Raw genomic sequence first — 18,798 nt, forward strand, 5'->3', positions numbered from 1 at the left:
TCTCGTCGCGAGAAGGCGCAGCGTAGGGGTCACGGTCCGCCGGCACCGGCGGGGCCGCCGCGGCGTACTCGTGACGGGAACGGGCGCCCGCGAGGGAGGCGGATCGGCGGGGACGGTCGGCCTGATGGCGCGGGGGCAAGGCCATGGGTCAGTCCGCGCCGGGTGCGGAGGCTGGTGACCGCAGGTCGGTCCGGCGGCGTTGGAGGCGGCCGGCGTCGGGCCAGTGCACGTCGCTCGCCCAGCCCAGCCGTTCGAACAGGCGGATCACACCGCCGGCCGGGTCGAGCTGGCCGCGCTCGAGGCCGTGGCGGGCGCAGGTGGGATCGCTGTGGTGACCGTTGTGCCAGCTCTCGCCGAAGGACAGCAGGGCCAGGGGCCACAGGTTGGTGGAGCGGTCGTGGCGGCGGGTCTTGAAGGGCCTGCTGCCGATGACGTGGCACAGGGAGTTGACGCTCCAGGTGACGTGCTGGAGCAGCGCGACGCGGATCAACCCGGCCCACAGGAAAGCCGTCAGGCCACCGTACAGGGTGCCGGTGATCGCCCAGCCGGCGAAGAACGGCAGCGCCAGCGACAGCGCGCACAATGCGGGGAAGGCGCGCGTCACCCGGACCATGGCCGGCTCGGCCAGCAGGTCCGGGGCGTAGCGCTCGGCCGGCGTCCGGTCGTCGGTGAACAACCATCCCAGGTGGGCGTGGGCAAGCCCCCGAAGCTGCCCGCGCAGGCCGGTGCCGTACCGGTAGGGAGAGTGCGGATCGCCTGGCTGGTCGGTGAAGGCGTGATGGCGGCGGTGGACGGCTACCCAGCCGATGAGGTTGCCTTGGAAGCTCATCGACCCCGCGATGGCCAGGGCAACGCGCAGCCACGGCCGGGCGGTGAAGGAGCCGTGGGTGAGCAGCCGGTGGAACCCGACCGTCACGCCGAGCCCCGTCACCCCATAGAGGACCGCCGCCAAGAGCAGATCGGTGAGTGCGATTCCCTGCCCCCACGCCAGGACGATCACAGCGCCAAGCGCGATGAACGGCAGGATCACGATCGACGCCGTCAGCGCCACCACGGCCCGGCCGGCCGGTGCGTGTTCTTCCGCCCCGGGGAACGGGGACGTGCCGTCGTAGTCCTGACGGCGTTTTACTGGTTGTTCGGAGATAGTCATCAAAGCTCTTTCGTCTCGCTCATACAGTTCGGCGGTGCACGTAGCACCAGCGCCAGGTCGAGCCCGGATCCAGGGCGCCGACCACCGGGTGGTCGGTTTCCTCGTAGTGAGCCTTCGCGTGGCCGCCCGGAGATTCGTCGGAACAGGCCACCCACCCGCAGGTCAGGCAGACCACCAGCCGCGTCCAGGTCCGGTCGGCGGTCAGACACGCCTGGCATTCGCGTTTCCCGGGTTCCGACGCCGGCAGCCGGTGGATGTGATCGCATCGCGGCGCCTGACCGTTGGGGCCGGTACGTGCGGTTGCCTTCGTCTCTTCTGCGTTCAGGGTGATCACGAGGCCCTCACGGTGACAGCGACGCAAGGTACGCCGGCTGATCGCTTACCAGTCAATGTGCTCGGCGGGCCGGCGGAAACGCCCAATCCCAGCAAGACCCATCACCAATCGCGATAGCAAGGTGTGAAGCCCGTCAGCGGCAGGCGCGAGATCCCCCTCCGCGGCGTCCGCTCGGGGGGTCGAAAACGCGTGCACCCCCGCACCCGTCGTGCTTCAGGACTTGATGGATCGTGACGTCGTGGCGCCGCTGGACCTCACGCAGGTTCTGACGGGTTGGCGACGGTACGGCCGCGACCGTCCGCCGCCGGCTCGTGCTTTTTCGCCCCGTCGCCCGGTCGTCGTCCGGCTCTCCGGGGGAGCGGGCGTTCGAACTAGTCGAGGGCCACGCGGGCGCGTTCGCGGCACTCCGCCAGGGTGAGGCCCGCCAGGGCCTCCCGGACCGCGGGGACGCACACCGGGGCCATGGACAGGCTCGTCACGCCGAGCCCCACCAGCAAGGGAGCGAGCAGCGGGTCGCCGGCCGCCTCGCCGCACACGCCGACCGGCTTGCCCGCCTCCCGGCCCGCCTCCGCGCACATCGCGATCAGCTCCAGGAGGGCGGGCTGGCGCGGGTCGAGCAGGTCGGCCAGGGCGGAGTGCTGGCGGTCGGCGGCGAAGGTGTACTGGGCCAGGTCGTTGGTGCCGATACTGAGGAAGTCCAGCTCCTGCAGCAGCCGTCTGGCCCGCAGCGCCGCGGCCGGCACCTCCACCATCACCCCGACCCGGGTGACGCCCTTGGCACGGGCGCGGCGGGCGAAGCCGGACGCCTCGCCCATGGTGGTGACCATGGGGGCCATCACCCACGCCTGCGCGCCGGTGGCCCTGGCCGCCTCGGCGATGGCGTCCAGCTGGGTCTCCAGCACCTCGGGCAGCAGGCGGTCGACGCGCAGGCCGCGGACGCCGAGCGCCGGGTTCGTCTCCTCCGGCAGGCCCAGGAAGGGCAGGGGCTTGTCGGTCCCGGCGTCCAGCGTGCGGACGATGACCGTCTCGGCCTGCCTGAACACCTCGGTGTACGCCGCGACCTGCTCCTCGAACGAGGGCGCCTGCGTGCGGTCCAGGAACAGGAACTCCGTGCGGAACAACCCGACGCCCTCCGCCCCCGGGCGCAGGTCGGCGGCCGAGCCGATGTTGAGAAGCAGTTTCACGGGGTGGCCGTCGGCGGTTCTGCCGGGGCCGTGGCTCGCCGCAAGCCGGGCCTTCTCGGCGCGGTCGCGCTCCCTGACCTCGGCCGCTTCCTCGGCGGAGAGGCCGACGGCGATCTCGCCGGTCGTGCCGTCCACTCCCACGATGGTCCCGTCAGGGACGCCGGCGATCTCCGGGCAGGCCACCACCGCGGGCAGGCCCCGGCCGCGGGCCAGGATCGCGGTGTGGCTCGTCGGCCCGCCCCGCTCGGTGATCAGCGCCAGCACGTCGTCGCCCAGGCCGGCGGTGTCGGCGGGGGAGAGGTCCTCGGCCACCAGCACGTACGGGTGGCCGGGCGAGGGGAGTCCCGGCATGGGCAGGCCGAGGGCGAACGCCACCGCACGGTGCTTGAGGTCGTCCAGGTCGGCGGCCCGCTCGGCCAGGTAGCCGCCCAGCGCGGCGAGGGCGTCCCGGTGGTGGGCGAAGGCCGCGTCCAGGGCGTGGGCGGCGTCGAGGCCGCCCGTCGCCTTCCCTTCGGCCTCCTCGCGCAACAAGGGGTCGTCGGCGATCATGGCGAGTGCCTCGAGGATCTCGGCGGCCTCGCCCTGCGCGCTTGTGGCCCGCCGGGCGAGGTCGGCGGCCAGTTCCCCGAGCGCCTTGACGACCGTGGCCGCCTCGGCGCCGGGGTCGGCGACCGCGCGGGGGGCGGGCAACCGCGGCGGACCGGCCATCCGGACCACCGGGCCCGCCACCCGCCCCTGACTGACGCCGAGCCCGGTGAGCCGCCCGGCGGCACCCGTCCAGGGGCCGTGGTCAGGACGGGTGCCGGGCGGGGTGTCAGGCATCGAGGGCCTCCTCCGCGTCCAGGTCGCGCGAGAGCAGCGACACCAGCGCGTCCAGCGCCTCCTCGGCCCCCGGCCCGTCCGCTTCCAGCGTCACCTCCGTCCCCTGGACGGCCCCCAGCGACAACACCCCCAGCATGCTCTTGGCCGGCACGGCCTTCTCGCCGAGCCGCACCGTCACCGGCACCCCGAGCCGCACCGCCTCCTGGACGAACAGCTTGGCGGGCCGGGCGTGCAGGCCGCTGGCCGAGGCCACGGCGACCGTTCGATGTGCCATCTGAGCGTCTCCCTACGGTTCGATGGTGACCTTGATGGCCGCGCCCCGGCTGACGAGGTCGATCCCGTCGAGCACCTGGGGCAGCGGCAGCCGGTGAGTGATCAGGTCGGACACCACGACGGACCCCTCGGCCACCAGCCGCAGCGCCGAGGCGTTGTGGGCGGGGCTGGAGCCGTTCGCGCCGACGATCGTCAGCTCGCGGTAGTGCACCAGGTTGGAGTCCAGCTCGATGATCGGGTCGTCCTTGGGCAGACCGCCGAAGAAGCTGATCCGGCCCTGCCGGGCGGCCATCCGCACCGCCTGCTCCTGCGCCGCCCCCGACGCCGCCGCAGTGATCACCACGTCGGCGCCCCGTCCGCCGGTCAGCTTGAGCACCTGCTCGACGGGGTCGGCGTCGATGGCCGCGTCCGGGCGTACCAGCTCGGCGGCCATCGACAGGCGCTGCGCGTTGACGTCCACGAGGAACACGCGGGCCGCGCCGCGCGCCCGCGCGAGGCGTACGTGCAGGCAGCCGATCGGGCCGGCGCCCATGACCACCACGTCGTCGCCCACGCCGACGCCCGCCAGCTCCTGCCCGTTGAGCACGCAGGCCAGGGGCTCGGCGACGGAGGCCTCCGCGTACCCGACGCCGGACGGGATGGCGTTGACGCCGTTGACGGCCAGGACCTTCGCCGGGACGATCATGTACTCGGCGAAGCCGCCGTCGTAGTGGTAGCCCATCGACTCCTGATGGGGGCAGACCGTCTGCCGGCCGCGCCGGCACTCGGCGCACGCGCCGCACGGGATCGCGGCGATCACCTGCACGCGGGCGCCCGTGTCCACGACCTCGCCGGCGATCTCGTGGCCCATCACCCGCGGCGGCCTGATGTGGTGGTGCCCGAACCTGTAGATCTTGGCGTCGGTGCCGCAGGTCGAGCAGTTGCGTATCCGGATCTTCAGCTCGCCGGGCCCGGCGACGGGCTCGGGCGCGTCCTCGATCCTGATGTCGCCCGGGGCGTGGAATCTGGCGACTTTCATGGTGATCCTTTGCTGAGAGACTCTGTCCTTCAGGACGGAGAAGGCCTGCGGAGTGGCGATAGGCGATGCTGTCCATCGCCCGGACGCCACGGTCGTCCGGGCGCCCAGCCGGAAGTCACGAGAGCAAGCCTTCTCCTTCCGGGTGGAGGCAGCTGACGACCTGCGAGACCTCGGTGGCCTCGCGGAGCGCCTTGGCGCGGTCGGGGTCGAGCAGGATCTCGGCCAGCGCCGCCAGCAGCGGCACGTGCCCGCCCTCCCTGGCGGCGATGCCGACGCACAGTGTGACCTGCTCCCCGTCCCAGTCCACGCCGCCGGGGAAACGCACCACGCAGATCGCGTCGCGCGCGATGTCCTCCTTGGAGGCGTTCGTCCCATGCGGGATGGCCACGCCCTCGCCGACGTACGTGGAGATGGACCGCTCGCGTTCGAGCATCGCCTCGATGTACGGCTCCCCGACCGCCCCCACCTCGGCCAGCACCCGCCCGCAGAGCCGGATGGCCGCCTCGCGGTCGGGGGCGCTCTCGTGCAGCAGCACCGCCCGCGGGTCGAGCAGGTCGTCACGCATCGACGGTGCCGCCGTTCTTGATGGTGTTCACCAGCCTGGTCACGGCCGGGTCGCCGAGGAAGATCTGGAACGGCACCAGCACCTTCCCCGGAGCGGCGGCCCTGGCACGGGCGGCCAGCCCGGCGTGGCACAGCACCACGTCGGCGTCGTCCGGGATGGAGTTGACCGGCGTGTGCTCCACGGTGACGCCGCTGTCCTTGAGCTGCTTGCGCAGCTGGGAGGCGAGCATCACGCTGCTGCCCATCCCGGCGTCGCAAGCGACGATGATCTTGCGAATGTCCTTGGCGTCCATGGCTTACGCCTCCTTGGTGGCGGGTTCGGTACTGGAAACTTCCTCATCGGCGGCCTTCTCGCCCCTGCCGAAGCCGAGCAGCAGCGCGGCGACGGCGAACGACACGCCCGTGGCCACGAGGATCCCGAGGCTGGAGCCCAGCCAGCCACCCTTCGGCGTGACCGCCAGGTAGGCGAAGATGCTGCCGGGCGACGGGGTGGCGACCAGGCCGGCCCCGGTGACCATGAACGTGAACACCCCGGCCGCGCCGCCCGCGATGACGGCCGCGATGAGGCGCGGCTTCATGAGCACGTACGGGAAGTAGATCTCGTGGATGCCGCCGAAGAAGTGGATGATCATCGCGGCGGGGGCGCTCGGCCGCAGCTCGCGCGGCCCGAACAGCAGGTACGCCAGCAGCAGCCCCAGCCCCGGGCCGGGGTTCGACTCGAGCATGAACAGGATCGACTTGCCCTGCTCGGCCGCCTGCGCGACGCCGAGCGGGCTCAGCACGCCGTGGTTGATGGCGTTGTTCAGGAACAGCACCTTGGCGGGCTCGATGAGCACCGACGCCACCGGCAGCAGGTTGTTGGTGATCAGCCACTCGACGGCGTTGCCCGCTGCCGTGGTGACCGCCTGCACGATGGGGCCGATGCCGAGGAATCCGACGACGGCCATCGCGCCGCCCACGATGCCGGCGGAGAAGTTGTCCACCAGCATCTCGAACCCGGCCTTGGTCCGCGCCTCCGTGAACTTGTCCACATATTTCAGGATCAAGGCGGTGAGTGGGCCGATGATCATGGCGCCGAGGAACATCGGGGCCTCGGTGCCCACCACGACGCCCATCACCGCCACCGCGCCGACGACCGCGCCGCGCTGCCCGTGCACCATCCGGCCGCCGGTGTAGGCGATGAGGACCGGCAGCAGGGTCGAGATGATGGGGCCGACCATCTTCGCGAGCGTCTCGTTCGGCAGCCAGCCGGTCGGGATGAACAGCGCCGTGATCAGGCCCCAGGCGATGAACGCGCCGATGTTCGGCATGATCATGCCGGCCAGATGGCCGCCGATGCGCTGGATGGTGGCCTTGACGCCGGTTCCGGTGACCGGGGGTGTGTAAGTGTCGGCCATGGGCTTGCTCCTTCGGGGGGTTGAGCAGTGGTTCAGCCGTTGTCGCCGGGACTACGGGAGCGGAGCGGGTGCGGGCGGGGTGGAGGAGAGCAGGCGAGCCGGGTCGGGCGGGCCGACGGCCACGCAGCCCGGGTCGATGTCGGCAGGGCCGGGCATGCGGCTGCCGGGCAGGCGTACGGCGGCGGCGCCCCAGGCCAGCGCCTGCGCGAGGGCGTCCGGGCCATGCCCGCCGCCGGCGAGGAAGCCGGCGAGCATGGCGTCTCCCGCGCCGACGGAGCTGCGCGGCTCGGTCACCGGCGCCTCGCCGTACCAGATGCCGGTGTCCTCGACGAGCACCGCGCCGTCCGCGCCGAGGCTGGCCAGCACCGTGCGCGCGCCCGCGGCCCGCAGCTTGCCCGCGGCCTCCACCACGTCGCCCAGGCGGCGGATGGGCATGCCGGTGGCCGCGGCCAGCTCCTCGGCGTTCGGCTTGACCAGGGCGGGGGCCGCGCCGAGCGCGCAGGCCAGCGCCGGTCCGCTGGTGTCGACGGCGACGAGGATGCCCGCTCCGGCGAACCTGCGGCACAGCCGGGCATAGACGTCGGCGGGCACCTCGGGCGGCAGGCTGCCGGAGGCGACCACCCAGTCCGCCTCGTGGGCGGCGGCCAGCACCGCCTCGGCGATCGTGTCCAGCTCCCCGGGCGACAGGGCCGTGCCGGGTTCGTTGATCTTGGTGATGGTGCCGTCGGGCTCGGCCAGCGTGACGTTCGACCTGGTAGGGCCGATCACCGGGACGGTGACCATGTCGAGCCCTTCGGCGGCGAGCAGGCGCACGAGCTGCCTGCCCTCGTCCCCGCCGAACGGGACCACCGCCCTGCTCGCGACGGCGTTGGCGAGCAGCGCACGCGAGACGTTCACACCCTTGCCGCCCGGGTCGAGGTGGGCGGCGGCGGCTCTGATGACCGCGCCCCTGTCCAGCGCGCCGATGGCGATGGTGCGGTCCAGGCTCGGGTTGAGGGTCAGGGTGAGGATCACGCCCTGATCACCTCCGGCCCCGCCGCCGCCACCTCGGCGGCCAGTGCGACGTCGAGCCCGGTGTCGCTGATCACCACGTCGATCTCGCTCAGCTCGGCGAACGTGGCCAGGTACGTGTTGGAGAACTTCGTGTGGTCGGCCAGCAACACGCTGCGCTGCGCGGCGTTGACCATGGCCCGCTTGATCGCCGCCTCGGCCGGGTCCGGCGTGGTCAGGCCCCTGGTGGGGGAGCAGCCGTTGGTGCCCATGAACGCCACGTCCACGTTGAGGTCGGCCAGCGGGCGCAACGCCCAGTCGTCGACCGTGGCGAGCGTCTTGCCGCGCAGCCGGCCGCCCAGCATGATCACGTGCAGGTTGGGGCGGGCGGCCAGCACCGTGGCCAGGGGCGGTGAGTTCACCACGACGGTCAGCTCCCGGTCGGCGGGCAACACCTGGACCAGCCGGCCCGTGGTGGTGCCCGCGTCGATGATCACCGATCCGTCCTCGGGCAGCTCAGCCAGCGCCGCCTTGGCGATGCGCTCCTTCTCGGCCGTCATCACCTCGTCGCGGGCGGCCAGCGCGGGCTCGAACCCCAGCCGCTCCACGGGGATCGCGCCGCCGTGCACGCGGCGCAGCACGCCCGCCCGCTCCAGCGAGGTCAGGTCGCGGCGGATCGTCTCGGTGGTCACGTCGAGCTCGGCGGCCAGCGTCACCACGTCGACGCGGCCCGTGGCACGCGCTCTCCGCAGGATCTCCTGCTGCCGCTCCTCGGCGTACATGATGTTGATTCACCGCCGTTTCGAGTTGGTTTCATCTGTGTTTATACCCGCTTCTGTTGGACGGTCAAGAGGGAGATGGATGAATCTGGTAGTTATAGGCGCGTGCGAATGAAGCCCTTGGCCGTAGTGCCCCTCGTCGTCGCCGCGCTCGCCGCGCCCGCTCATGCCGCCGCGGCGCCACCCCGTGTGCCGGCGGGCACTACGGCGGCGTGGGTGGTGTTCGACCGGCAGACGGGCAAGGTCGTGGCCGTGCGCAACGCGCACCGCAAATACCGCTCGGCGTCCGTCGTCAAGATCCTCATCGCGATCGACTACCTGGAGCGGCGCAAGAGCGTGCCCGCCGCCGACGCGAAGTTGCTGAAGGTCATGCTGCGCTCCAGCGACGACGACGCCGCCTCGGCGTTCTGGGACCGGGGCGGCAAGGGGCAGATCATCGTACGTATGGCCCGCAAGCTCCGCCTGGCCGATACCGCGCCGCCGCCCGCGTCCAAGCCCGGCTTCTGGGGTTACAGCTCGCTGAGCGCGTACGACATCGTCCGCACCTACCGCTACCTGCTGGACGCCGCCGACGCCCGGGTCAGGGACACCATCCTCGGCCACCTGCGCAAGGCCACGCCGTGCGGCACCGACGGCTTCGACCAGACCTTCGGCATCCCGGATGCGCTGACCCGGCCGTGGGCGGTCAAGCAGGGCTGGTCAGGGTTCGGCACGACCCCGCCGATCAGGTGCGACGCACGGGCGAAGAGCGCGCCCATCTCGTGGATCAGCCAGCGCGCCGTCGGCTCGGGCGTGCCCGACTACGGCCGTCCCGTGCTGTACACGACCGGCCTGGTGGGCAAGGGGGAGCGGTACGTGATGGCGTTGCTGACGGCCCACCCCGCGGGCAGCACGTGGAGCGGCTCCACCAAGCGCATCACCTCCCTGGCCAGAGACCTCTACCGCAGCGTCTCGTAGTGTTCTGAGCGGATCCATGCCGCCCCTGGCCAGGAGCGCACCCGACCTTTACGTGTCGGAATCTCTCGGTGGGTCGTCTGGTCCATGAGCCGTCGATCAGCCAATCGGTCCTTGAGGTGAGACCTCAAATATTGCTAAGGAAACTTTACTAAGAGTTGAAGGGCTGTGATACTCGCCGACCAGAACCCCCAGCGAAAAGAGGATCACATGCTCCGACGAGAGGTCATCATCGTCTTAGGACTGCTCGCGGCTCTGGCCCCCGCCGTCCCGGCCGCCGCCGCCGAACCCCCCGTGACCCTGGTCGGTCAGGCCTCCCTGCGCTGCCTGACGGTCCAGAGCGCCAGCACCGAACGCGGTGCCAAGGCCATCGTGTGGGACTGCAACGGCAAGCCCAACCAGGAGTGGACCTACACCGACGCCCAGGAGTTGCGCGTCTACAGCGGCAGCGACGTCAAATGCCTGGACGTCCAGGGCCGCGGCACCGCGCCCGGGACCGCCGTGCAGACCTGGAACTGTACGGGGGCCACCAACCAGAAGTGGACGCTCAACGCCAACGGGACGATCTCCAGCCACCACTCAGGCCTGTGCCTGGACGTCACCGGCGGCGGCGTCAGCCCCAACGGCACCGAGGTGAAGATCCAGACCTGCACGACCGGGGCGAACCAGAAGTGGGCCAGGCCCCTGGCCGATCTCCCCGCCGGGGTGTACTTCCAGGACACCGGGACTCTGACCGGCTGGAACGGCTTCCCGCAGAAACCGCAGAAGCAGGGCGTGCTGCGCACGGTCGGCAGCCCCGTCTACAAGGGGAGCACCGCCATCGAGGCCAGGCAGACCTACGTCAACGAGGGCGGCGGATACCACTCCGAGACCATCCAGCACCGCACCCAGGCCGTGGGCCAGGACCGCTACTACGGCCAGGCCATCTACCTGCCGCCGACCTGGCAGTTCCACAACCAGAACGTCACCTTCCAGCAGTGGTCGCCCGAGGACCCCGAAGGACCCTGGGAGCTGATGTTCGTGCAGAACGACGAGCTCAGGCTCGGCGGCTCCGGTGGCTTCTCCGCCACCCTCGGGAAGATCACGAACCTGCGGGGGACGTGGATCAGGATCGTCACCCGTCTGAAGTTCCACGCCACCGACGGCGCCTTCGAGGTCTGGGTCAACGGGCAGAAGACGTGGAGCCGTACCGGAGTCACGGTGTTGCCCAAGACATCGCAGACCATCCGATGGTCGTCGGGCATCTACTGCACCGGCTGGCGTGAGGGCACGCCGAGCGGGCAGAGCGTCCTGTCGATCTACCACGATCACGCCAGAATCGCCTCCTCCTACGCGCTCGCGGAGCCGGCCAACTGGTGACGCCCTCGCCACAAACGGCGCTCCCGGCGGTCCGAAAATGACGGGCGTCGCCGGGAATCGCCGTGATAGGGGTGGGGGATGACGGAGCGAGCGACCGCGCTGGACCGGGTGCTCAGGCAGGCGGGCGGACCCGAGATCCTCGACGTCCTGGCCGAGCGCCTGTCCGGCGCCGACCTGACCACGCTGCTGCTGGAGGTGATGCGCCGCCGCGCCCGGGCGCTGTCCCCGGCCGACGTGCTGCGCCGCTACGGCCAAGACCGCTTCGTCGCCCCCGCCCCTGTCCCGTTCGGCAGACTGCGGCGCGCGGAGGACGCCGTGTTGTCGGCGCTGCCCGATGGCGTCGAGGTGGTCACGCTCGCCCCGGTGGCCCCGCTCGGGGCCTGCTCGGCGCTCGGCCCGGTGGACCAGAACAAGGTCGTCTCCACCGTCAGGAACAGCGAGGTCGCCGCCGACCCCACCAACGCGCTCGCCCTGGAGGCGGCGCAGCGCCGCCGCGCCGCCGCCGGGCCGGAGCCGGTACGACTGGCGGCGCTGCAACGCGTCACCCGCGCCCAGCGCTTCGAAGGCGCCGCGTTCTACGCCCATTTCACCCTGTTCGCCCTGGTGACGGCGGGCCGCGACACCGGCGACCTGGCGTTCGAACGCCGGCACGCGGCCGAGCACCTGGCGATCCTCGCCGAGGCCGTACGCGCCTGCGGGATCCCGGACCCCGAGGCGCGGGTCACGGTCCTGGACGGACGCTTCGAGCGCGTGGCCGCACCGCTCGACGCGAAACCCGACCCGGACAGGGAGAGCGGCCGGGGTTACTACACCGGCCTCTGCTACAAGATCTACGGCGGCGGGCTGGAGGTCGGCGACGGCGGATTCGTCGACTGGACGGCCCGCCTGCTCGGCAACCGCAAGGAACGCCTGCTGATCAGCGCCCTCGGCGTCGACCGGCTCGCCTGAGCCCAGCGCTGGGCATCAGCTCAGGGGCGGGCGCGTTCGGCGGCCAGCTGCTGCTCCAGCCGCACCTTCTTCGGCACGCACATCCGCCAGGCCTCCAGCACCAGCTCACGCATCTCCGCGGCGTCGAGTGCGGACATGCGGGCCACCACCCAGTTGAAGCGCAGGTCCGACTCCCTCGGCATGAGGAACTTGTCCGGCTCTGCCGCCACCAGCGCCTCGCGTTCCTCCTTGGGGAACCCGAAGCCCATGAGCGTCTCGTCCCGCGAGAACGCCACGTAGACGATCTTGCCGACTCGGAACTTCACCCGGTCCCTGATGAGGTGCTCCGAGGAGCGCGGGAGCGTGCGCGCGAACTGTCGTACATCGTCGACCGTGACCACGCGGCCACGTTACCGGTTGCCCTCGGCCGCCGAAATGTCGCCGAGCGCCGAGTTCGGGTCGCGTTCGATCGCGAGGTCGCCGAGGCTGACGATGCCGACGGCGCGGCCGTCCTCGACCACCGGCAGGCGCCGCACGGCGTGCGAGCGCATGAGCTGCACGGCCTGGTCGATGCTGGTGTCGGGGCCGACGGCCTCGACGGACGGGCTGCAGGCCTCGCGGACCGGCGTCTGCGGGCCCTTCTCGTCGGCCACCACGCGCACCGCGATGTCGCGGTCGGTGACGATGCCGGCCATGCGGCCGTTGTCGTTGACGATCACGGCGCCGGCGTCGTTCTCGCGCATCAGGGCGGCGGCGACCGACACCGGCTGGTCGCCCTCGACCGTCGCCGGGTGGCTGGTCATCACGTCTGCCACGGTCTTCGCCATGGGAATCCTCCTGTAGGTCGGTCCGGCCGACCCCCTACCCGGGCGAATGAGCGATTCACGTCCGCAGGGTCTTGGCCGCCAGGCGGATCTCGTCGAGCAGCACGGCCAGATCATGCTCGGTGGTGTCCGGATGCAGGAAGCAGGCCCGCAGCGCGTCGCTGCCGCCGAGCCGGGTGCCGGTGAGGAAGGCGTTCCCGCGCGCCTGCACCGCGCCGGGGATCGCCCGGTTGAGCGTGTCCAGCCCGTCGCCGGGGTGCGGGCGGTAGCGGAAGGCCGTGATCGACGTGGTCACCGGGGCGAGCAGTTCGAAGTCGGCGGACTCCTCGACCATGGCGGCCAGCCTGCGGGCCAGGCCCGCCGTGTGGTTCACCAGGCTCGTGATGCCGGAGCGCCCGAGGTGCGACATGGTGGCCCAGGTCTTCAACGCGCGGAACGGGCGGGTCTGCTCGGGCCCGTACTCGGCGAACCAGCCCAGCTCGCCGGCGTTGTCGTCGATCAGGTACGACGGCACCAGGCTGAACGCGGCCCGCGCGGCCCCCGGGTCGCGCAGCAGGGCGCAACCGCAGCCCACCGGAACTCCGAGCCACTTGTGCGGGTCCAGCGCGAGGGAGTCGGCCCGGTCCAGGCCCGCGTAGTGCGGCGCGGCGCCGTCCGCCAGGATGCCGAGCGCGCCGTACGCGCCGTCCACGTGGAACCAGAGCCCGTGCTCGGCGGCCACGTCGGCGATCTCACCGAGCGGGTCGACGGCGCCGGAGTTGACGGTGCCCGCGCTGCCCGCCACGCAGAACGGCCGCAGCCCCGCGGCGAGGTCCTCGGCCACCATGGCGCGCAGGGCGCCCACGTCCATCCGGTACGCGGCGTCCACCGGCACCGCGCGCACGTGCCGTGCTCCCAGGCCGAGCAACTGGGCGGCCTTGTGCAGGCAGCTGTGGCCCTCTTCGGTGACGTACAGGACCATGGGCGGCCGGCCGGACAGCCCCTCCTCCCGGGCGTCCCAGCCGTCGGCGAGCGCGGCCCGCTGGCGGGCGGCGGCCAGGCAGATCACCGTGGCCATCGACGCCCCGCTGGTCAGCAGCCCGCCTCCAGGCGGGTGCGGGAAGGCGACGAGCTCGGCCAGCCAGCGCACCACCGCCCGCTCCAGGTGCGGCCCGGCGTGGTCGCCGCCGGCGCAGCTCGGGTTGAACGCGGCGGCCAGCGGCTCGACGAGCACGCCCGCCGGGTTGGGCGGGGAGTTCACCCAGCCGAAGAAGCGGGGGTGGCCGTTGCCCATCGGGTGGGGCAGCACGTGCGTGCGGGCGTCCTCGAGCAGGTCGTCCAGCGCGCGCCCGGCCTCGGGCAGCTGCTGGTCGGTCAGCCAGGCGCGCTCCGCGGCCGGCACCGGCTGCCAGACCGGCCGGGCGGCGAGGCCCGCGAGGTGCCCGGCCACGATCGTGGCCGCCTTGGCCCCGGTCACCCGCAGGTCCTCTCCGTCGGTGCCGTTCGCCGGGCGCGGGTCAATCATCGAGCGATTCCTTCCGTGGTTCGTGATGCCCGGCGCCGCCCAGCTCCATGGCCAGGTAGTACACGCAGTCGGCGGCGCCGTCGTTGGCGAAGGCGTGGCGGCAGTCGCCCGGGTAGTAGGCCGCGTCCCCTTGCTCGAGCACGTACGGCCTGCCGTTGATGGTCAGTCGCAGGCTGCCGTGCTCCACCGCGAGGTACTCCCGCGACCCCGGCGCGTGCGGCTCGAACTCGCCCGCGTCCACGCCCGGCCCGATGGTCGTGCGCATGAACTCGAACTCCACGTCACCGAGCACCGGCGACAACACCCGCCGCTCCCAGCCCGACGGGTCACGCAGCACCCGCTGCTCGCCGTGCCGCAGCACCCGCATCGCGCCGTGCGCCGGCTCGTCGAGCAGCCGCCCGATCGAGGTGCCGAGCGCCGTGGCCAGCCGGTCGAGCACCAGCACGGTCGGTGTCTTGGCGCCGCGTTCGACGTCCGACACCATGCTCCTGCTGATGCGGCTCAGCTCGGCCAGGCGCTCGATCGACAAGCCGCGCGCCCGCCGCTCGCCGCGAATCCGCTGTCCCAGCTCGGCCATCGACAGGCCGGTGGACAGGACCCCCTCGCCATCCATTCCTCCACTATAGCGGTGATTTGTCCGCTATGGCGGAGGGGTGTGACTCGCGGTAGGCGGCCAGCACTTGCTTGCGGCGTTTGGCGGGGAGGCGGTCGATGTAGAGGTGGCCGTCGAGGTGGTCGGTCTCGTGTTGCAGGCAGCGCGCCAGCAGGCCGGTGCCCTCGACCGTGACCGGCTGTCCGGTGGCGTCGTAGCCGTGCACGGTGGCGTGGTCCGGGCGGGGGAGCGGCGCGTACTGGCCGGGCACCGACAAGCATCCCTCGTCGTCGGGATCGAGGTGGCGCTCGCCGACCTCTGGCAGCTCCAGCGTGGGGTTGACGACCACGCCCTTGTGATGCTCGCCGTCCGCGTCCGGGCAGTCGTAGACGAACACGCGCAGCGGCACGCCGATCTGGTTGGCGGCCAGGCCCACGCCCTCCGCCGCGTACATGCTCGCGAACATGTCCGCCACCAGCGCCGCCAGCTCGTCGTCGAACCGGGTGACCGGCTCGCACGGGTGATGCAGCACGGGGTCGCCCACATGCACGATCGGCCGGACTTCTCCCACGACCAACGCCTTTCTCGACATCGCGAACTGTCGCAGCAAGTCTACTGTCTCATATAACAAGACATTCTCTCTTGAATGGTGAGATGAGCACTAGAGTGACCGCATGGGGCAACGAAGGAGTTCGACGATGGACGCCGTCTACACGCATGGCCACCACGAGTCCGTGCTGCGCTCGCACCGCTGGCGCACCGCGCAGAACTCGGCCGCGTACCTGCTGCCGCACCTGAAGCCGCACATGACGCTCCTGGACGTGGGCAGCGGGCCCGGCACGATCACCGCCGATCTGGCCGGCCTGGTCGGGCACGTGACGGCGTCCGAGGTCGCCGCCGAGGCGCTGGAGCTGGCGAAGACCGAGGTGGCCGCCAGGGGACTGGACAACGTGGACTTCGCCGTCGCCGACGTGCACGACCTGCCGTACGCCGACGACACCTTCTGCGTGGTCCACGCCCACCAGGTGCTGCAACATGTCGGCGACCCGGTGCGGGCGCTGCGCGAGATGCGCCGGGTGACCAAGCCCACCGGGTACGTGGGGGTGCGTGACAGCGACTACGCCGCGTTCACCTGGTATCCGCGGGTGCCGGAGCTGGATGAGTGGCTGGCGCTGTACCAGAAGATCGCGCGGGCCAACGGGGGCGAGCCGGACGCCGGCCGGCGGCTGCTGTCATGGGCGCGGGCCGCGGGCTTCGAGGACGTCACCGCCACCTCGTCCACCTGGTGCTTCGCCACGCCGGAAGACCGCGCCTGGTGGGCCGGCATGTGGGCCGAGCGGATCCTGCGTTCCTCCATGGCCGAGCAGGCCCTGGCGAGCGGCGCCGCCACGGAGGCCGACCTGCGGCGGATCTCGGACGGGTGGCTGGAGTGGGCGGCGGCCGGGGACGGGTGGTTGTCCATCCTGCACGGCGAGATCGTCTGCCGCGCCTGAAGGGTCAGATTCCCAGGGTGCGGGCCCGCTGCCACTGCGGGTCGCGATAGAGGACCATATCGGCGCCGACCATCTCGTCAGGCGCCGACAGCATGGTGATCTCGCCCGCCGCCTGCAACTGCAGCAGCAGATCGCGGACCCGCGGCCCGACCGGCAGCCGTCCGCCGGGCAGCCCGAGACCCGCTCGCACCGTGTCGGCGATCTCCGACAGGCGGAAGGGGCCGTCGACGCCGGCCACGATCCCGCGCACCACGCTCAGCGTGATCAGATTCTCGGCCTCCGCGTACGCCAGCTGCCAGGTGATCTGCCTTTTGCGCCGCCCGCTTCCCGCGCAGGCCGAGCAGCCGCGCGCCAGGCCCGGTGCCATCTGCTCCTCGGCCGAGCCGAGGCAGGCCGAGCACAGGCCGTTCTCGGCGGCGTGCAGCTCGGCCGTCATGCGGCCGCCGAGCAGCACACCGCAGTCACAGGCGAACGCCTCACCCAGGATGCCGTTCTGCGGGGAGATCGTATGGTTCGTCACCGAGTCGACTCTACCGGGACGCCGTCTGGACGAGACCGGTCAGGCGCGGAGGTCGGCCAGGCCACGCAGCCGCCGCAGCGCCTTGCGGGCCGCGGCGGCGACCCGTTCGTCCGGATGGTGGTCGATGAACACCTGCAGAACCCGCCCCGTCCACGGATGGTCCCCGAACGCCAGCATCGCGATCGTGTTCGTCTGCTCCTCGGAGTTCATCCCCATGGCGATGGAGTTGATCACCTCGCCCGGCTCGTCCCCGAACTCCAGCAGCGCCGCCGCCATGTCCACCAGGACCCACGCGATCTCCTCGGGCACCGGCTGCCGATCCTCGCGCCCGGTCCTGGCCGCGATCACCGCGCCCAGCTTCGGCTCCTCCAGCAGCCGGGAGAGCGCCAGCCGGCCCTCGTCGCCGAAGCCCGACGTGCCCGAGTCCGACCACAGCAGCTCCACGCCGACGGCCCGGCTCAGCGGGCTCACCGTGGCCAGCGCCGAGGCGATCTCCGTCGCGGCCGCGTCCGCGTCCCTGCCCTTGAGCCACCCCGCCAGCTCCTCGCCGCGCTCTGCCTCCGGATAGGAGCGCAGTCCGTGCAGCAGCGCCGCCGCGTCGCCGTCCGCGAGCGACCCCATGACGGGGATCTCCTGGCCCGTGGTGTCCGCGATGATCAGCCGCGCCGTCCACAGGCCGAGCCAGCTCAGCGTGTACGGCTCCGCCTGGCGTACCAGCCCGAGCCCGGACAGCGTCCCGGGAATGTCGCCCTGGGCCGGCTCGCGCGACAGGAACAACCGGAGGAGCTCCAGCAGCAGGCCCTCGTCGGCGGCCAGCCGCTCCCGGCAGTGATCCGCCCAGGCGGCCAGCACCTCCGTGTCGTCGCCCTCGGGTTCGAGCTCCTCGGCCAGCGGGGCGGCGCGTACGGCCGCGGCCAGCGTGGCCTCGTCGGGCAGCCGGATCGGAGGCTGTAGGGGCAGCGTGTCGTCGTCGTAGGACCTCACGAGCCCATCCTTTCGCGATAATTCCGCTAGAGTGCACGCGGACGCCGAAAAGTCGGAAGAAAGGAGGCGCTGAGATGTCCGGTTTTGCCCCGGGCGCTCGTCGCGCCCGCTTCTACTTCTCGGAGGAATCGTGCATTTCCGTACCGCGGTCGAGAGCGATCTAGACCGTCTCCTCGGCTGCGTCGTCGACGAGTCCATCAGCTGGGCCCATCCCGACCGCCTGTTGTCCTTTCTCGAAAGCGGCAACTACCGTTACGACCGCATCTGGATCGCCGAGGACGGCGATCGGATCCTGGCCCGCGCCGTCTGGTGGGGCTTCTCCGGCGGTGACAAACCGCCGCTCGCGATGGACTGCCTGTACGTCCATCCATCTGTCGACGACCGTGTGGGCCTGGCGGCCGAGTTGCTCCGGCACGCGTTCGCCGCGTCCGGGGAGCGGCCCGCGTACCACGTGTTCCTCTCCAACGGCTGGCGGGACGACCCGAAGGCCACGGCGGCGATCGCCTGGCGGTGGGAGGCCGCCGGCCGCGCCGGGCTGACGGAGGAGCTGGAGCGCCTGGGGTACGAGTGGACGGCCGATGAGCCCGTGCCCGAGCCGTCGGAGCGGCTCGTGTTCCGCGGGGATGACGACGACGAGGCGTTCGTCGCGGCGTTCCGGCGGGTGGCGGAGGGCTCGCTCGACTACGACACGCGGCAGGGGCTGCTCACCATGGACCCGGAGACGCAGGCGCGCGAGGACGTCGACATCTACAAGTCGATGCCGGGGGACCGGTCGTGGTGGCGGCTGGCGTACACGAAGGACGGCGACCTGGCCGGGGTCGCGCTGCCGTCGGCCAACGACGCCTCGCCCGTGGTGGGCTACCTCGGCGTGGTGCCCGAGCACCGCGGCCACGGGTACGTCGACGACCTGCTCGCCGAGATCACCCGCTTCCACTTCGAGCGTGGTGTGCGGCGGATCGTGGCCGACACGGACAGGGGAAACGTGCCGATGGCTCGGGCCTTCGAACGCGGCGGTTACCGCAATTTCGCCATCAGGATGGTCTTGTCCGCCAAGCCGTAAGTATCGGCGAACGCCGCTCATCCCGTGAATACGTGATGCGCGCGGGCCGTCGTACCCGTCATTGTTGATC

General features: G+C 71.7%; 22 protein-coding genes. 5 read left to right on the plus strand and 17 right to left on the minus strand.

The genetic code is table 11. The features are described 5' to 3' along the window. Positions 1-148: 148 nt before the first annotated feature. The 10 genes from ETD86_RS19520 to ETD86_RS19560 form a co-directional block, all read right to left on the minus strand. Positions 149-1,150, minus strand: a complete 1,002-nt coding sequence (locus ETD86_RS19520) for an acyl-CoA desaturase (RefSeq protein ID WP_138667589.1) — start codon at positions 1,148-1,150, stop codon at positions 149-151. A 19-nt stretch (positions 1,151-1,169) separates the two neighbouring features. Further along, the gene (locus ETD86_RS19525; RefSeq protein WP_246148012.1) at positions 1,170-1,484 is read right to left on the minus strand and encodes a UBP-type zinc finger domain-containing protein; all 315 of its coding nucleotides are present in this window, start codon (positions 1,482-1,484) and stop codon (positions 1,170-1,172) included. Between the two features lie 371 nt (positions 1,485-1,855). Beyond that, positions 1,856-3,490 carry a phosphoenolpyruvate--protein phosphotransferase gene (gene ptsP, locus ETD86_RS19530; RefSeq protein WP_138667590.1) on the minus strand — a complete coding sequence of 545 codons (1,635 nt, stop codon included), beginning with the start codon at positions 3,488-3,490 and terminating at the stop codon, positions 1,856-1,858. Next, positions 3,483-3,764: an HPr family phosphocarrier protein gene (locus ETD86_RS19535; protein ID WP_138667591.1), complete on the minus strand. Its 282-nt coding sequence runs from the start codon at positions 3,762-3,764 to the stop codon at positions 3,483-3,485. Before ETD86_RS19535 ends, ptsP begins: the two co-directional genes overlap by 8 nt. A 12-nt stretch (positions 3,765-3,776) precedes the next feature. Next, positions 3,777-4,781, minus strand: a complete 1,005-nt coding sequence (locus ETD86_RS19540; RefSeq protein ID WP_138667592.1) for a zinc-binding dehydrogenase — start codon at positions 4,779-4,781, stop codon at positions 3,777-3,779. A gap of 115 nt (positions 4,782-4,896) precedes the next feature. Beyond that, positions 4,897-5,346, minus strand: a complete 450-nt coding sequence (locus tag ETD86_RS19545; RefSeq protein WP_138667593.1) for a PTS mannitol transporter subunit IIA — start codon at positions 5,344-5,346, stop codon at positions 4,897-4,899. Beyond that, a complete protein-coding gene (locus ETD86_RS57055) occupies positions 5,339-5,638 on the minus strand; it encodes a PTS lactose transporter subunit IIB (RefSeq protein WP_211370162.1) in 300 nt (99 codons plus the stop codon). The genes ETD86_RS19545 and ETD86_RS57055 overlap by 8 nt, the downstream gene beginning before the upstream one ends. Before the next feature lie 3 nt (positions 5,639-5,641). Continuing rightward, the gene (gene mtlA, locus ETD86_RS19550) at positions 5,642-6,742 is read right to left on the minus strand and encodes a mannitol-specific PTS transporter subunit IIC (RefSeq protein ID WP_211370163.1); all 1,101 of its coding nucleotides are present in this window, start codon (positions 6,740-6,742) and stop codon (positions 5,642-5,644) included. A 51-nt stretch (positions 6,743-6,793) separates the two neighbouring features. Further along, positions 6,794-7,756, minus strand: coding sequence for a 1-phosphofructokinase (gene pfkB, locus ETD86_RS19555; protein WP_138667594.1), 963 nt, complete (start codon positions 7,754-7,756; stop codon positions 6,794-6,796). Beyond that, positions 7,753-8,514: a DeoR/GlpR family DNA-binding transcription regulator gene (locus ETD86_RS19560; RefSeq protein ID WP_138667595.1), complete on the minus strand. Its 762-nt coding sequence runs from the start codon at positions 8,512-8,514 to the stop codon at positions 7,753-7,755. The genes pfkB and ETD86_RS19560 overlap by 4 nt, the downstream gene beginning before the upstream one ends. A gap of 108 nt (positions 8,515-8,622) precedes the next feature. Between ETD86_RS19560 and ETD86_RS19565 the strand changes: the two genes are divergently transcribed. The 3 genes from ETD86_RS19565 to ETD86_RS19575 all read left to right on the plus strand — a co-directional run bounded on the left by ETD86_RS19565 (position 8,623) and on the right by ETD86_RS19575 (position 11,772). Continuing rightward, positions 8,623-9,468 carry a D-alanyl-D-alanine carboxypeptidase family protein gene (locus ETD86_RS19565; protein WP_138667596.1) on the plus strand — a complete coding sequence of 282 codons (846 nt, stop codon included), beginning with the start codon at positions 8,623-8,625 and terminating at the stop codon, positions 9,466-9,468. Between the two features lie 207 nt (positions 9,469-9,675). Continuing rightward, a complete protein-coding gene (locus tag ETD86_RS57060) occupies positions 9,676-10,824 on the plus strand; it encodes an RICIN domain-containing protein (protein WP_138667597.1) in 1,149 nt (382 codons plus the stop codon). Between the two features lie 78 nt (positions 10,825-10,902). Beyond that, the gene (locus ETD86_RS19575; protein WP_211370164.1) at positions 10,903-11,772 is read left to right on the plus strand and encodes a hypothetical protein; all 870 of its coding nucleotides are present in this window, start codon (positions 10,903-10,905) and stop codon (positions 11,770-11,772) included. A gap of 20 nt (positions 11,773-11,792) precedes the next feature. On the opposite strand, the gene ETD86_RS19580 is transcribed toward ETD86_RS19575, so the two are convergent. From ETD86_RS19580 to def, 5 genes are read right to left on the minus strand one after another with little or no spacing between them, the layout of a single operon-like run. Then, the gene (locus tag ETD86_RS19580; RefSeq protein WP_138667598.1) at positions 11,793-12,152 is read right to left on the minus strand and encodes an MmcQ/YjbR family DNA-binding protein; all 360 of its coding nucleotides are present in this window, start codon (positions 12,150-12,152) and stop codon (positions 11,793-11,795) included. Positions 12,153-12,161: 9 nt separating this feature from the next. Beyond that, complete coding sequence (locus tag ETD86_RS19585; protein ID WP_138667599.1) at positions 12,162-12,578, minus strand: CBS domain-containing protein; 417 nt, start codon at positions 12,576-12,578, stop codon at positions 12,162-12,164. Between the two features lie 55 nt (positions 12,579-12,633). Then, positions 12,634-14,079, minus strand: a complete 1,446-nt coding sequence (locus ETD86_RS19590; RefSeq protein WP_138667600.1) for a pyridoxal phosphate-dependent decarboxylase family protein — start codon at positions 14,077-14,079, stop codon at positions 12,634-12,636. Next, positions 14,072-14,692: a helix-turn-helix domain-containing protein gene (locus ETD86_RS19595; protein ID WP_138667601.1), complete on the minus strand. Its 621-nt coding sequence runs from the start codon at positions 14,690-14,692 to the stop codon at positions 14,072-14,074. Before ETD86_RS19595 ends, ETD86_RS19590 begins: the two co-directional genes overlap by 8 nt. Positions 14,693-14,699: 7 nt before the next feature. Beyond that, positions 14,700-15,242 (minus strand): peptide deformylase, encoded by a 543-nt coding sequence (def, locus tag ETD86_RS19600; RefSeq protein WP_246148013.1) that lies wholly within the window; start codon positions 15,240-15,242, stop codon positions 14,700-14,702. Positions 15,243-15,369: 127 nt separating this feature from the next. Here def and ETD86_RS19605 point away from each other — a divergent pair, with 127 nt between their 5' ends. Beyond that, entirely contained in the window at positions 15,370-16,164 is a 795-nt protein-coding gene (locus ETD86_RS19605; RefSeq protein ID WP_138667602.1) for a class I SAM-dependent methyltransferase, read from the plus strand. A 4-nt stretch (positions 16,165-16,168) separates the two neighbouring features. Here the strand turns inward: ETD86_RS19605 and ETD86_RS19610 are convergent, their stop codons facing one another. Next, entirely contained in the window at positions 16,169-16,684 is a 516-nt protein-coding gene (locus ETD86_RS19610) for a hypothetical protein (protein ID WP_138667603.1), read from the minus strand. 39 nt (positions 16,685-16,723) lie between these two features. Then, positions 16,724-17,668: a hypothetical protein gene (locus tag ETD86_RS19615; protein WP_138667604.1), complete on the minus strand. Its 945-nt coding sequence runs from the start codon at positions 17,666-17,668 to the stop codon at positions 16,724-16,726. Between the two features lie 130 nt (positions 17,669-17,798). Between ETD86_RS19615 and ETD86_RS19620 the strand changes: the two genes are divergently transcribed. After that, a complete protein-coding gene (locus ETD86_RS19620; protein ID WP_138667605.1) occupies positions 17,799-18,728 on the plus strand; it encodes a GNAT family N-acetyltransferase in 930 nt (309 codons plus the stop codon). Positions 18,729-18,798: the final 70 nt, after the last annotated feature.

It is taken from the genome of Nonomuraea turkmeniaca, from assembly GCF_005889735.1.
In the GTDB taxonomy this organism is placed as follows: Bacteria; Actinomycetota; Actinomycetes; order Streptosporangiales; family Streptosporangiaceae; genus Nonomuraea; species Nonomuraea turkmeniaca.

Excerpts from the sequence above, each read along its gene's own strand:
- ETD86_RS19520 (WP_138667589.1), bottom strand. The coding sequence starts at position 1,150 with ATGACTATCTCCGAACAACCAGTAAAACGCCGTCAGGACTACGACGGC.
- ptsP (WP_138667590.1), bottom strand. The coding sequence starts at position 3,490 with ATGCCTGACACCCCGCCCGGCACCCGTCCTGACCACGGCCCCTGGACG.
- ETD86_RS19535 (WP_138667591.1), bottom strand. The coding sequence starts at position 3,764 with ATGGCACATCGAACGGTCGCCGTGGCCTCGGCCAGCGGCCTGCACGCC.
- ETD86_RS19540 (WP_138667592.1), bottom strand. The coding sequence starts at position 4,781 with ATGAAAGTCGCCAGATTCCACGCCCCGGGCGACATCAGGATCGAGGAC.
- ETD86_RS19545 (WP_138667593.1), bottom strand. The coding sequence starts at position 5,346 with ATGCGTGACGACCTGCTCGACCCGCGGGCGGTGCTGCTGCACGAGAGC.
- ETD86_RS57055 (WP_211370162.1), bottom strand. The coding sequence starts at position 5,638 with ATGGACGCCAAGGACATTCGCAAGATCATCGTCGCTTGCGACGCCGGG.
- mtlA (WP_211370163.1), bottom strand. The coding sequence starts at position 6,742 with ATGGCCGACACTTACACACCCCCGGTCACCGGAACCGGCGTCAAGGCC.
- ETD86_RS19560 (WP_138667595.1), bottom strand. The coding sequence starts at position 8,514 with ATGTACGCCGAGGAGCGGCAGCAGGAGATCCTGCGGAGAGCGCGTGCC.
- ETD86_RS19565 (WP_138667596.1), top strand. The coding sequence starts at position 8,623 with ATGAAGCCCTTGGCCGTAGTGCCCCTCGTCGTCGCCGCGCTCGCCGCG.
- ETD86_RS57060 (WP_138667597.1), top strand. The coding sequence starts at position 9,676 with ATGCTCCGACGAGAGGTCATCATCGTCTTAGGACTGCTCGCGGCTCTG.
- ETD86_RS19575 (WP_211370164.1), top strand. The coding sequence starts at position 10,903 with ATGACGGAGCGAGCGACCGCGCTGGACCGGGTGCTCAGGCAGGCGGGC.
- ETD86_RS19585 (WP_138667599.1), bottom strand. The coding sequence starts at position 12,578 with ATGGCGAAGACCGTGGCAGACGTGATGACCAGCCACCCGGCGACGGTC.
- ETD86_RS19590 (WP_138667600.1), bottom strand. The coding sequence starts at position 14,079 with ATGATTGACCCGCGCCCGGCGAACGGCACCGACGGAGAGGACCTGCGG.
- ETD86_RS19595 (WP_138667601.1), bottom strand. The coding sequence starts at position 14,692 with ATGGATGGCGAGGGGGTCCTGTCCACCGGCCTGTCGATGGCCGAGCTG.
- ETD86_RS19605 (WP_138667602.1), top strand. The coding sequence starts at position 15,370 with ATGGACGCCGTCTACACGCATGGCCACCACGAGTCCGTGCTGCGCTCG.